Annotated in this window: 14 protein-coding genes; all 14 read left to right on the top strand. The window is 40.6% G+C overall.

Annotated features, from left to right (window positions below; genetic code table 11):
* Positions 1–99 precede the first annotated feature (99 nt).
* The 14 genes from ACLTWA_RS02335 to ACLTWA_RS02270 all read left to right on the top strand — a co-directional run bounded on the left by ACLTWA_RS02335 (position 100) and on the right by ACLTWA_RS02270 (position 12966).
* A complete protein-coding gene (locus tag ACLTWA_RS02335) occupies positions 100–1554 on the top strand; it encodes a phage portal protein (protein ID WP_412325933.1) in 1455 nt (484 codons plus the stop codon).
* Positions 1555–1651: 97 nt separating this feature from the next.
* Positions 1652–2263 (top strand): hypothetical protein, encoded by a 612-nt coding sequence (locus tag ACLTWA_RS02330; RefSeq protein WP_412325932.1) that lies wholly within the window; start codon positions 1652–1654, stop codon positions 2261–2263.
* Positions 2264–2277: 14 nt separating this feature from the next.
* Entirely contained in the window at positions 2278–2622 is a 345-nt protein-coding gene (locus tag ACLTWA_RS02325) for a hypothetical protein (RefSeq protein ID WP_412325931.1), read from the top strand.
* A 14-nt stretch (positions 2623–2636) separates the two neighbouring features.
* On the top strand, positions 2637–3956 hold the full coding sequence (locus tag ACLTWA_RS02320; protein WP_412325930.1) for a hypothetical protein: 1320 nt from the start codon (positions 2637–2639) through the stop codon (positions 3954–3956).
* A 17-nt stretch (positions 3957–3973) separates the two neighbouring features.
* On the top strand, positions 3974–4294 hold the full coding sequence (locus ACLTWA_RS02315) for a hypothetical protein (RefSeq protein WP_412325929.1): 321 nt from the start codon (positions 3974–3976) through the stop codon (positions 4292–4294).
* A gap of 126 nt (positions 4295–4420) precedes the next feature.
* Positions 4421–4666, top strand: coding sequence for a crAss001_48 related protein (locus ACLTWA_RS02310; protein ID WP_412327165.1), 246 nt, complete (start codon positions 4421–4423; stop codon positions 4664–4666).
* A gap of 45 nt (positions 4667–4711) precedes the next feature.
* Positions 4712–5173 carry a hypothetical protein gene (locus ACLTWA_RS02305; protein WP_412325928.1) on the top strand — a complete coding sequence of 154 codons (462 nt, stop codon included), beginning with the start codon at positions 4712–4714 and terminating at the stop codon, positions 5171–5173.
* Between the two features lie 21 nt (positions 5174–5194).
* On the top strand, positions 5195–5497 hold the full coding sequence (locus tag ACLTWA_RS02300) for a hypothetical protein (protein WP_412325927.1): 303 nt from the start codon (positions 5195–5197) through the stop codon (positions 5495–5497).
* A 6-nt stretch (positions 5498–5503) separates the two neighbouring features.
* Positions 5504–6034 (top strand): hypothetical protein, encoded by a 531-nt coding sequence (locus tag ACLTWA_RS02295; RefSeq protein WP_412325926.1) that lies wholly within the window; start codon positions 5504–5506, stop codon positions 6032–6034.
* Positions 6034–6417: a hypothetical protein gene (locus ACLTWA_RS02290; RefSeq protein ID WP_412325925.1), complete on the top strand. Its 384-nt coding sequence runs from the start codon at positions 6034–6036 to the stop codon at positions 6415–6417. The genes ACLTWA_RS02295 and ACLTWA_RS02290 overlap by 1 nt, the downstream gene beginning before the upstream one ends.
* A gap of 74 nt (positions 6418–6491) precedes the next feature.
* On the top strand, positions 6492–6983 hold the full coding sequence (locus tag ACLTWA_RS02285; protein WP_412325924.1) for a hypothetical protein: 492 nt from the start codon (positions 6492–6494) through the stop codon (positions 6981–6983).
* A gap of 26 nt (positions 6984–7009) precedes the next feature.
* Complete coding sequence (locus ACLTWA_RS02280) at positions 7010–7507, top strand: hypothetical protein (RefSeq protein WP_412325923.1); 498 nt, start codon at positions 7010–7012, stop codon at positions 7505–7507.
* A 32-nt stretch (positions 7508–7539) separates the two neighbouring features.
* Positions 7540–7869 (top strand): hypothetical protein, encoded by a 330-nt coding sequence (locus ACLTWA_RS02275; protein ID WP_412325922.1) that lies wholly within the window; start codon positions 7540–7542, stop codon positions 7867–7869.
* A 51-nt stretch (positions 7870–7920) separates the two neighbouring features.
* The gene (locus ACLTWA_RS02270; protein WP_412325921.1) at positions 7921–12966 is read left to right on the top strand and encodes a methyl-accepting chemotaxis protein; all 5046 of its coding nucleotides are present in this window, start codon (positions 7921–7923) and stop codon (positions 12964–12966) included.
* The last annotated feature ends 21 nt before the right edge of the window (positions 12967–12987 follow it).

The following is a 12987-nucleotide window of genomic DNA, read 5'->3' as shown; positions in this document are numbered from 1 at the left end:
GAATAAAAAAGAATCTATTTGGAGAGATAGAAAATTACAACACCCGGAATGGAAGTGTTCCAGCGGAATGACTTTTAAGCCAAAGAAGGTGAAAAGCGGATGAATAATAAGCTGAGTTACGTAGACCTTTGCAAAGGTTCGTTCGGTCGGAAGGTGGCATATACCGGTGTTTCGGCAATTACTTCTGAAAATGTTCTAAAGGTAGTTGGTAGAGCCGTGAGCGTCCTGAATTATAATCGACCATTTATTCGATATCTTCATGACTACTACATGGGCGATCAGCCCATTTTGTACAGAGAAAAGCCGGTCCGTCCAGAAATTAATAACAAGACTGTTGAAAACCATGCTCTGGAAATCGTTCGTTTCAAAGCAGGTCAGACATACGGGGAACCTATTCAGTATGTAAGCCGTAAAACGGATGAAGTCATCAACAAGGCTGTTGATACTCTTAATGATTATATGAGGGACGCTCACAAACAGGCGAGAGACATTGAACTTGGGATTTGGCAAAGTTCTGTAGGAACTGCTTACAAGGCAACTCTGAAAGCTGATAAGAATAATCCGGTCCCTTTCCGGATTCATATTCCCACGCCGTTAAATACGATTGTCGTATATTCACAGGAAGATGGCCGAGATATGCTTTCGATTCAGCAGTTAAAAGACGAAAATGAGCGGCAGTATTATCTTTGCTTTTCTGTAGACAAATACTTCATTATAAAAAATGGGCAGGTAACAAAATCTGGTCTTAATGGGTTTGAAGGAATTCCAATAACGGAATATCCTAACAACCCAGACCGGCTGTCTGATATTGAGATTGTAATTACTGCTCTGGACCAGATGAATAAAATTCAGTCCGACAGAATGAATGGCATTGAGCAGTTCGTTCAGGCATTTATGCTCTTTAAAAACTGCGAAATTTCAAAAGATGAATTTATAGAGATGAGTCAGTTGGGAGCAATTCAGGTTAAAGATGCAGGTCAAGCTAATAAGTCAGAAGTAAAACTCATGACTGCTGAACTTAATCAGGAACAGACCCAAGTGTCAAAAGATGATGTATATCGTCAGGTCCTTGTGGTTGAAGGAATGCCAGACCGTCAACAAAATACCGGGGGAGATACAGGACAGGCGGTGTATCTTAGAAATGGTTGGGATTTTGCAGAACAGAGGGCAAAACTTGACGAACCGTTCATTATTGAAGCAGAAAAAAAACATTGCCAAATCGTGCTTAATATTATCAAGCAGACTGTTAATGATGTCCCGTTGACTGTTAGGGATTTTGATGTAAAAATTACTCGAAACTCCACTGACAATATGCTTGTTAAGGCACAAGCATTGGATTACTTATTAAAAAATAAAGTAAATCCACTAATTGCACTAACTACTTGTGGTTTATTTGGTGATCCTGAAAAGGTATGGATAATGAGTAAACCCTACATGGATACGCTATTTAAAACGCAAGAGCAGTTAGATATTGAAGCAGAAAAGCAAAGAGCATTTGAATTGCTAAAGAATCCATCGAATAATTCAACAGTTGGAACAGGAGAAGCCGAATAGCTTTTCTTTTTTTATTTTTGGAGCTATCCGTCAAATAGCGGAATCCAGCAGGTGCGACCTGCGTTACCAAAAGAGTGGATAGAAGGAGGATATTATCATGACCAGAGAACAGGCTAAAAAGAATTTGATTGCATTAGGCGTTGCTGAACCGACCGATGAGCAGATTACAGGCTATTTGAACCAGCACAATGGAGAAGTGAAAAAGGTTCAGGATGACGCTGATAAATGGAAAAAGGAAGCCGAAAAAGCTGGAGAGTTGCAGACAAAGCTTGATGAAATTGAACAGCAAAATCTCACAGAATTGGAAAAGGAAAAGAAAGCTAGGGAAGCGGCCGAAAAGGCGGCCGCAGACTTGCAGAAGCAGCTTACTCAATCAGCTGTGGAGGGAATCTTTGCAAAAGCAAATTTATCTGGTGAAGAATTTGCAGGAATGATTGGTGCTTTATCTGCCTTAGAGCTGGAAGCAGCAAAGACAAGCGCAGAGGCCTTTGTTGCCGGAATTTCCAAACGTGATGAAGCAAATAAGACCCAGTGGCAGAAAGAAACTTTTGAAAAAACCCCAAATCCGGGTGCAGGAGACCCACCGGAAAACACAGACCCAGACAAGAAAAGTGCTGCGGCTGAATATGCAAAGCAGTATTCCCAAAACAAAAATCCACAGCCTGTTGTAACACCTATTGTTGGTGCGCAGCCGGGAACATTAATTTAAGGAGGAATTGAGTTATGGCTTATATGAAAGTGATTCAGGGAGAAACACTCCCTAACTTTTTGGAAAGTGCCATAGGACTGGTACAGAAAACCGAAATGGTTACCAGGGAAATGGCAGAAACTGTAGATACCAAGAAACTGATTTATGGCGGTACGGTACTCCCGTCCAACGATGGAGACGCTACAGGCATTTTATTTGAAACTGTTGACATGACTGATGATGCTAAACGTCCGGCCAGCGTAATTAAGGCTGGCAGAATCTATGGAAATAGATTAAGGACTGCATTATCAGCCGCAGCAAAAACAGCTTTGGAAGCAAAGGGATTTGTTATTCTTGACGCTCCTGAAGTTGAATTTTAATCGGAGGTGCTAAAATGCCATTTAATGTATTGGACGCTATTAGCGTAGATGAAAGACTGAATTTTGCCCAGAACTTTGCAGTTGCAAGGCCTACTGTTCTGGATACTATTTTCCCAGATATCAAGACCCAGCATTTCAAAGCGGAGTATTACCGACTAATGCAGGGGCAGAACTTGCCGACACCGGCATTCGTGCATGCCCTGGATACCGAAGCGCATATCGGCACAAGACCGACATTCGAAAAGGTGCTGACTGAAAAACTTTTTATCAAGGAGAAAATCAATCAGTCAGAACAGCTTCAGATGTACATTACCAACGGTGTGCCTGATGATGACGGTTTAATCAAGTGGGTGTTTGATGATATGGGCCGCTTGGCCGAAAGCGTTGTTACCAGAACCAAGATTGCCAAGGGGCAGTTAATGAGCCAAGGCATTATGAAAATCAAGGAAAACAACCTTGATATGGCTATTGATTTTGGAATCCCTTCTGAACAGAAGATTACGTTTGGTGATTGGTCTGACCCAGAATATGATATCTTCTCTGATATTCAGAGAGCGGTAAAGATTCTGAAAGACCAGGGCAAAATTGCTAATCGCATGCTCACCTCTGATACACAGGTTCAGCGTATGAGAAAGAATAAGTCCATGCAAATTGCCATTTACGGAGCAATCAATGTTGGAAAATTGGTAACAATGGCAGAACTGCAAAGAATGTTGCAGGAAGAATTCAAGCTGCAGGTTATTTCTTGTGATGAGATGTTTGCGTATATCAAGTCAAACGGCTTGAAAGCAAATAAAAGATATTTTGATGAAAACAAGGTAACAATCTACACTGCGGATATTTCTGGAAGTGCAGGTATTGGCCTTTGGGGACCGACACCAGAAGAAGCTGAATATACAGCATTTCAGGAAGCATTGGAAAAGATGTTTGTCACAGTGACTATGTGGTCCACACAGGACCCTGTTGCTAAGTGGACTAAGGCTTCTGGCATGTTTATTCCGGTGTTGCCAGACCCGTACGGAATTGTAATTGCTACTGTTGGAACTGGTTCTGGTACGCTTGGAGTTTTGAATGTTAATTCCGTTGCTGGTACGGCTACGGGTGACACTAAAGTAACTGTTTCCCCGGCTAAGGCAAGTGGTAATTCTTATAAGTATAAAGTAGGAGCTTCCGCTAATGCAGTAACTTATGGTCAGAATGTTCAGACATGGTCAGCATGGGACGGTAGCACAGATATTACAGCGGCTACAGGGCAGGTTATCACTATTGTTGAATGTGATTCCAGCTATAAGGCAGTAAAGGCAGGCCACGCTACAGTAACAGCTAAGGCATAAGAAAGGCGGTGAGGTGAGTGGAAACAGATATTCTGGCTGATGTAAGTACATATTTTGGTGACGAAGTGAGCGAACAGGACAATCCGGTTCTGCTCATTCTCATTAACCGGGCAATTCGTAAGGTATGCTCCAAACGCTATCCGTATGGGTATACTGATGCAGAAAAGGAAACGGCAGTAGCAAAGTACAGAGATGTGGTCTTTGACGCTGCTGTTTTTTATTGGGCTAAACAAGGAAGTGAGGGGCAAAGTTCTCATTCTGAGAACGGAATTTCCCGTGGATATCAGAATGAAGATGATCTATATTTTGATGTAGTGCCTATGGTAAAGAGTTTATAACTTATATTTAAGACGGTGCGTGTCTGGCTAACCTCCCGGTCAGACGCAGGGTGTATGCCAGTAATGGTGGTGGGCAGGCATACTTAATTTGTCTGGGAGGATATAGGGAGAACGATTGTGACCAAAATGGAATTAAACGATACAGCGAAAATGATGAACAGTGCTGATTACAAAGAACGATTCAGAGCTGAGTATTATCAAATTGTTATCCGTTATCAGAAACTTAAAATGATGTTGGCAAACTGGGACAGGGGAGTATTAGGATTTAAACCAACTTGTCCGAGAAGCACTTACAACATGCAGATTGCCGCTATGGCTGATTATATTGCGGTTCTGGAAGCAAGAGCAGTCATGGAGGACGTGGAACTGTAAAGAGAGGTATTGTCCTCTCTTTTTCTTTTGTAAAGGTGAGGTTATATGAGAGGTCTGAAACGTAACCAACGAATTTTATACTATCAGCTCTATTCAGAGCATATCCCGGTCTATGAAACTGACTTGGACGGAAATATAATATATGACCCAGTGACCGGAGAACCGCTTCTCACTGGCGATTATACGGTTGGGTATGCGGACCCTGTAAAGTTCCGGGCGAATGTGTCCCCGGCCCGGTCTGAAGCCCAAACAGAACCGTTTGGAGTGAATACCGATTATGATAAAGTGATATGCTCCTGTGACCTTACTCTTCCAATTAATGAACTGTCACAGATATTTGTTGACCGGAAGCCAGAGGGCGGCAAGGAAGCAGATTATAAGGTTGTCAAGGTGGCACGGAGTATTAATTCCGTGCTTTTTGCTATTAAACAGTTGCCAGACGGAGGTACGGAGAACGTTCAAGAAACAGAATCTGTAATATCTTTCAATGGTGATAAGTTGTGGTAAGAGTAGGCTGGAGGTGTGCTAATGGCAAAGAAGCAGAAAGTTAAAATTTCATTCCGCTGTGAAAAATGTGGAAAGCTACAAGAATCAGACAAAGAGCAATCCTCAGAACTTTTTGAAATATTTGATTGCCATGAGAAATGCGATTGTGGCGGTAAATTTGTTATGCGTATTGATAAAGATAAGATAGATGAGCATATGGGCGGCGGAAAAGATTACGCTACTGATCTATTAAAAAATGAGAATGCAAAAAGCATTAAGAAATCATTAATGTGTTTTGAAACACTTAATGTGATTGTGACGGAGCCGACAGATGCGAAGGAATGATATAATATGGCTAAACGAATAATCCGAGGAAACTTCTCCTCAAAAGGAATCCAGGATATCATTAATCAACTTGAGCAGTACAAAGTGGGATTACACCGAAAGGCTGAATTGCTATGCCAACGTTTGGCGGAAGCCGGCCAGACCGTAGCCCTACAAAGTATCAGCGAATCCCCGTTAGGCAAAACCATTACCCTCCGGGTGGAAATGGAGCCAAGGACAGATGGTTGTAAAGCTATTCTTGTCGCTACAGGGCAAACAAAGTCCAATGACTACGGAGTCATTTCGACATTACTTTTAGTTGAGTTTGGGGCAGGCTCATTCTATAATCCTTCGGATAATCCAAAAGCTGGCGAAATGGGTTATGGAATCGGAACATTCCCCGGACAGATTCATGCTTTTGAAGATGGTTGGTACTACTGGGGTGAAGATGAAAAGTGGCATTACACTCATGGTACAAAGGCCACTATGCCTATGTATAATGCTTCCCTGGCTATCCGGACGCAGGTGGCGGCTATTGTAAAGGAGGTGTTCCGGTAATGCTTGATATTTCCTCTCTGGTTTATACAAGATTGTCCAATGATGAAACACTTAAAAAGTACATCAAAGGAAGCGGTACTACCAGGAATGATACTCCTTCGGCCTTTCCCTATCTTTATTTCAAAAGCCTGGGACAGCCGACAACAAGCAGTTCCCTGCAGAATAAACAATGCGCCATATCTGCTGACTTTGAGATTACCATATATGACTCTGGTTCTTCCAGTAAGGCAAAGCAATTAATCTTCCTTGTGGCAGATATTATGACAGAACTGGGTTTTATTTTGAAATACGGCCCACTGGAAGTGGACCGATCAAGTACATCAGAAGCATATCGCTGGATTGCAAGGTTCCATAGGACCTATTGCGAGGGCGATTTAATATAAAAATATGAGCAATTAACTTTGAGCTTCGTCTAATGACGAGGTTCTTTTTTTATGTGAAAAGGAGGAAATGACCTATGGGAAAAGCTGTAGATTTGTCAACTGCCGGTATCCATGTTGGGTATGCCATCGAAGAAACCGCCGGAACAAAACCCACAGTATTTACTGATCTGCCTAACCCTAAGAGTATCCCGGACTTTAACCCAGAAACGGGAACCTATGATGTAACATCTCTCAACGACACGATTTGGAAACGTTACATTGATGGATTGAAAGATCCAGGCGGAGCGATTGCACTCACTTTCGGAATGACCCAGGTATTTTTGGATATGTGGGAAGATATCTGCGATAAATATGATATAGCCAAAATCTCAAATAAGCGGATGTGGCTGGAGTTCTATCATCCAAGGTTGGAAAAAGCGTTTTTCTTCACCTGTATTCCTGCTCGTATGGGTTGGGCTGCTTCTGATGTAGATAGTGCATGGGATACTAGCGTTTCTGTTACTCCTACTGGCGAAATTGGTTGGTCGGTTGCCATTAAACCAACGGAGCCGGCAGAAGAACCTTAATTACAAAAAATGGGAGGTAATAAGACATGAAAATTTTAACAATTGGTGGCAAGGAATATAAAGTAGAATTTTCCTTTGAAGCTGCAGAGTATAAGGATTGTGTGGACAGAGTATTTAAAGTTGTTTCCGGCAGTTATATCATGAAGAATGGTCCATCTGAAGAAGGAGAAAAAATATCCATAGCGGCAGCTGTTATGAATGGAACGTCCGACATGGTTTCTGACATTCCCAAGGTAGCTATTGTGGCTCTTTATGCCGGCTTACTGGAAAACAATCCAGTGGAAAGTGAACAGGCAGCTAAGACTCTGTTTAAGCAGTTTGTTAAAGAAAATCCAGATGATGAACGTGCTTCTTTTTGGGGAATGTATAATTTCTTAAGAGATTGCATGGAAGAAGATGGTTTTTTCAAACTAACCGGAATGGACAAGGTAATCGACAAGCTGAACGAAGCGGCGGAGAATCAGAAGTCCAAATCCGGGAAGACTCCACAGGATCACAGAAGGAAATCAACTTCCACGAAATAATCTGGAATCAGTATTTACCAGAAGCATTGGTTATGGGTGTACCTTATGATTTATTCTGGCATCTAAATCCACAAAAACTCTTGCCGTTTGCGGAAGCGCATCGAAAAAAGCAACAGGCTCGTAGTGACGAAATGTGGCTTATGGGTCAATATGTAGCTTCTGCATTAGATGCAACGGTGTGTAATGCAATGCCGTTTGTAAAGCGCAGGCAAAAAGGTAAGTATTTTGAGAAACCAATAAGGGTGACCCCTATGACAGAAGAAGAGAAAAGAATTGAAGAAGAAAAAGCATTGAATCAGTTCATATCTTTTTTCAACGGTATGGAGAATGATAAAAGTAAAAGGCGTTCAAAAGGCGAGTGATGGTCGAAAATTCACTCGCCTTTTTTTGTATGTGTAGAAGGTGGTGAAAACATGGCTGATGTAATTGATGATCTGAAAGTCCAAATAGATGCCAGTACAAACAGTGCTGATGCCAAAATTGACAAATTTATACAGAAGATGTTAAGCCTGCAATCTGCTATTTCTGGCATTGAAATGTCAGGTGCAAGTCAGGTGGCTTCTGGAATAAATCAGATTGCTTCATCTATACAAAGCTTTAATGAGCGGACTAAGACTGCGGATTTTTCCAGAGTGACCGGAGGGCTTAATAAACTTGCAGCAGTCGATGTTCAGGGAGTGAGCAATACGGCTCACGCTATGGAAATCTTTGCGAATAGTATAAGCGGTATTGGAAATCTGAAATTTGATACGGATACTCTGACTAATATTGCAAATTCCATTTCAAAATTAGGAAGGTCCTCTGTCACAGAAGCAACACAAAATCTGGAATTTTTGAAAACCAGTATGGCTGATTTTGTATCTGGGATGAACAATGTAGGAAGTTTGAATTTTAATCCGGATGCTCTCTATAAATTGGTATCCTCAATTAGCCGGTTGGGAGGTAAAAATTCTACACAATTAGTAAAGAATCTACCGCAGATATCAAACCATCTGCATGGTTTTGTTACAAGCATGAATTCAATCGGTAGTGTAACCTTTAATATAGAAGGGCTTAGTGCGCTTGTAAATAATATTAGTCGTCTTGGTGGAGCAAAAGCTACGCAAGCGGCGACAAACCTTAAGCCAATTAAGGACCAAATCTTGAGATTTGTAAGTGGTCTAAACGGGATAGGTGCGCTCAATTTTGATACAGTTGGATTAGAGAACCTTGTTTCATCTATTTCAAAATTGGGAAATAAAGCTGCAGGTAATGCGATTCCGAATATTCAAGGACTTGGAATTGCCTTAAAAGATATGATGCAGACTCTGTCTGGTGCGCCTAAAATAAATAACAACTTAATTCAAATGACCAATGCTTTAGCAAATTTGGCTTCTAGCGGTTCAAAAGTATCAAGTGCAAGTCAAGCCATGAAAAATGGATTAAATTCATATTCCAATAGTGCTGGTAGAGCGAAAGATAGCACAAAAAGTCTTGCTTCTCAGTTAGGTATGCTCTATGCAAAATATTTCATGTTGGTTAGAGGTGTAAAGGGATTATGGAAAGCCACAGAATCTTCCATGGACTACATAGAGACTTTAAACTATTTTGATGCGGCTTGGGGACAGGTTGCAGATAATGCAGTAGGTTCATGGAAACAATCTGGCTATGATTCAGCGGAAGCATATGCAAACTCATTTAGCGAGCGTGCCAAAGAATTAACAGGTAAAATGTCAGGGTTTCAAGCTGACAGCAATGGGAATCTTGTTTCAACAGGTGCTCTGAGTCTGGGAATTGACCCGGATATGCTCATGAACTATCAAGCTACTTTCGGGCAAATGGCTTCTTCTATGGACGTGGCTTCGGAAACAGCCCTTCAATTATCAAATGCTTTAACTATGATTGGTGCAGATCTTGCTTCTGTCAGAAACATGGATTTTAAAGACGTTTGGGAGAACCTGGCTTCTGGAATGGTTGGTATGAGTGAAACCGTTGATAAATACGGTGTTAATATTCGTGAAGCCAATCTACAGCAGAAGTTAAGCGAACTGGGAATAAAAGCAAAAATATCAGCTTTGAACCAACAGGATAAAGTTCTTTTGAGAACAATGATCATTCTTGATTCAACACGGTATGCATGGGGAGATTTGGCTAACACTTTGGAGCAACCATCAAACCAATTAAGATTATTACAATCTAATTTTTCCAACCTAGCCAGAACTATCGGAAACATTTTTTTACCGATTGTTGCTGCAGTACTTCCATATGTTAATGCATTAGTTATCGCAGTACAAAGATTGTTTTCATGGATTGGTAATTTACTTGGAGTAAAAGTGGGTTCTTTGGTAGCCTCTACAGGAGCCGCCGCTACTGATATGAATGGTTTGGAAGATGCGGCTGGTGGTGTAGCTGATAAAATGGATGATGCTGCTAAAAAGTCAAAGAAGATGGCTAGTAATTTACAGTCATTCGATAACCTTAATGTTATCAGTTCTAATGACGGTTCTTCCGGAAAAGGTGGTGGAGGAAAGGCGGGAACCAGTGGTTTGCTTGATGATGCCTTTTTAAATGCCTTTTCAGAATATCAAAAGGCTTGGGATGACGCTTTTTCCAATATGGAAAACTCTGCACAAAAAATGGCTGATCAAATTCAAGATGCTTTTCAGAAAATATGGGATATTGCGGAGCCTACTAGGGATGCAATGAAACGCCTATGGATTGAAGGATTTAAAGAATTTGGAGAATTTAGTACAGATACATTAAAAGACTTTTACAATAATTTTTTGGTTCCAGTAGGAACATGGACATTAGGGGAAGATGGCCTGGCAAGGTTCTTAAATATTACAAATTCCATGCTTAAAGATATTAATTGGTCTAAACTCCGCACTAGCCTTAGTGACTTTTACAAAGAGCTGTCAAGGCTAACAATTCTTTCTTTTACCAGTATGTTGGATTTCTACGATGATTTCCTTAAACCTATTGCTGTATGGGGAATCGGAAATGGACTTCCTCGTTTACTTGATGTCATGACAAATTTATCGAAGAAGATAAAATGGGAACAGTTTGTTGACGCTTTAGACGATGTGTATAAAGCACTTTCTCATCTGACAGTTGGGATTGGAAATGGGCTGATTGCATTTGTTGAGGGATTAGCTAGATTACTAACACCTGTTCTTTCTGGATTAGTAAGTGGTTTGTCTTTGGTGTTAAAAGGGTTTTCTTCTGTGATTTCTGCCATACCAGAAGATACGCTTGTATTCCTAACTGGAGCAGTAGCAGGGTTCTTGACCACATTTATAACATACCAAACTGTTGTAACAGCCATTGACGCTATTAAGACCGGAATTACCGGACTTTACGTTGTCTTAGACGATTTCTTTATTAAAGCTATTGGCTGGGTGGCAGCAAATCCATATGTAGCACTGGCGGCTGGTCTGGCAGCCATTGCAGGTGGTTTAATTGCAATGAACCAGAACTGGAAGAAAAAGATGGCAGATGAGTTCTCTGAATTCCAAGACAAGATAGGTTCTAATACTGATTCATTGAATGAGGCTGCAGATTCTTTTTCCAATGTAGCAGAGAGCAGCCAAAAAGTCATTGAAAGCGCAGAACAAGATTCTGAAAAGTTAGGTGCACTCACCGAGGCATATTTTAACCTTGCAGATCAGTCATCTCTTACATCGTCAGAACAGGACAAGTTAAAGAATTATGCTCAGCAGTTGATTGATAAAGTTCCCGAGTTACAAGGGATGATTGATAAAACCACAGGACGATATACAGCTCAAAGAGATGAGATACAAAAAGTAATTGAAAAGCAACAAGAATATTACCAAGTGATGGCTTATCAAAAGGTAGTAGAAGAATATGGAGCTGCATTATCTGAGGCAAATGTACAATTGGCCATATCTGAAAAGCAGTATGGAAACAATGAAAAGAAAATGAAGACTTTGCAAGATGCAATGGATAGTCTTACAGGGAGTTACGAAGACCAAAATGTATGGTATTCTCAAAATAAGGATTTACTTGATAAATATGGAATCTCATTGGATAGCAATAAATCTATTGCCCAACAGTTAGCTCAACAGATTGCTTTTTATGAACAGGAATTAGGAAAGTCTACAGAAGCACAAAACAATGCAAAAAAAGCAGTGGAAGATGCTAGCCTTGCATATAATACAGCCAATGAAGTTTTAGATGGACATAAGCAGAAATATAAAGAATTAGAAGATACCGTTAATTCAATGAATTTTGGAAAAGTTACGATTGACGCATCAAAGGCTATTGATGATCTTGGTGGAATATTTGTTGACGGTAAGCAAATTGTTGGGGAAGCTGCCATAGAACTATATCAGTCAATTATAGAAGCTTATGGGAACACGGACCAAGATATGTATGACCTTGGAGAAAAAGGTGTTGTTCAGTTTGGACAGGGTGGAATGAATGGTGTACCGGAAGCCGTAAGTACCATGAATGACGAACTTTGGGCTAAAGTAAAAGCGGATTACGAATCAAAAGGATACCAAGTATCTTATGATGGAGGAAAGCTGCTGGTAAAAGCCATTGGTGATGGAGGAAAAGCAGAAGCGAATAGTACCGCCAATACAGTTACAGATGCCGTAACAAGTGGATTACAGAATGAAGAAAATACCACAAAATTCTTTAATGCCGGAGTATTTGGGGCGAAGAAAGTATTAGAAGGTGGAAAATCTCTAAACAATGATTTGCAAAACTTGGGTTCCGGTTGGGCAGCTTATTCTAATGAAGGACTTAAGCAGAAGTTTGAAGAGTTACAGAAATCCAGTACACCTGGTATTATGAGAAATTTTGCTAAAGTAGGTATTACTGATCCTTTTCAAATTGCTATGGGTATTCATTCACCATCTACTGTGTTTGCTGGATTTGGTGGTTTTATAGTGCAGGGATTAAATGACGGAATTAAGAATAATCAAGATAGTAGCAGAGGAGTAATAAGTACCTGGGTTGGTAATATTAAGAACTGGTTTACCGATCTGCTTGATATTCATTCGCCGTCCCAATTGTTTGCAAAGTTTGGTGGCTTCACGGTTGCTGGATTTAATGTAGGTCTATCTGACAATATGGAATCCTCCGAAAGCTTGATAGCGCTATGGGCAGATAACGTATCCAAGGCATTTGATATTGCAAACATCGTTGCTCCTGATGTTGGAACTACATATAGTGTCAACCGACAATTCTTTGATATGGTAGATACAAAAGCTTCAGTTTCATACGATGTTCCTTCTTATGATTTTAAGGCAGGCGTATCGGCTGAATTAAATGCAGCATTGTCCGGTATTTTTGATTATGAGAAAATGGCAAATACCATAGCTCCGATTGTAGCAAGGGCACTGGAAAATGCAGATATTAAAGCCCAAATTGGTGATCAGGAAGTATGGAGCAGTACAAAAAACAATTGGAATAAAGAGTATTCAAGAAATAAGAAAGCCCCTGTCCCAGTTTAATAGATACAAAATGTTAAATGT

This window comes from Lacrimispora sp. (assembly GCF_046972725.1).
Taxonomy (GTDB): domain Bacteria; phylum Bacillota; class Clostridia; order Lachnospirales; family Lachnospiraceae; genus Lacrimispora.
Note: the sequence above shows the minus strand (reverse complement) of the source record. Positions and strands in the feature narration are given on the sequence as shown.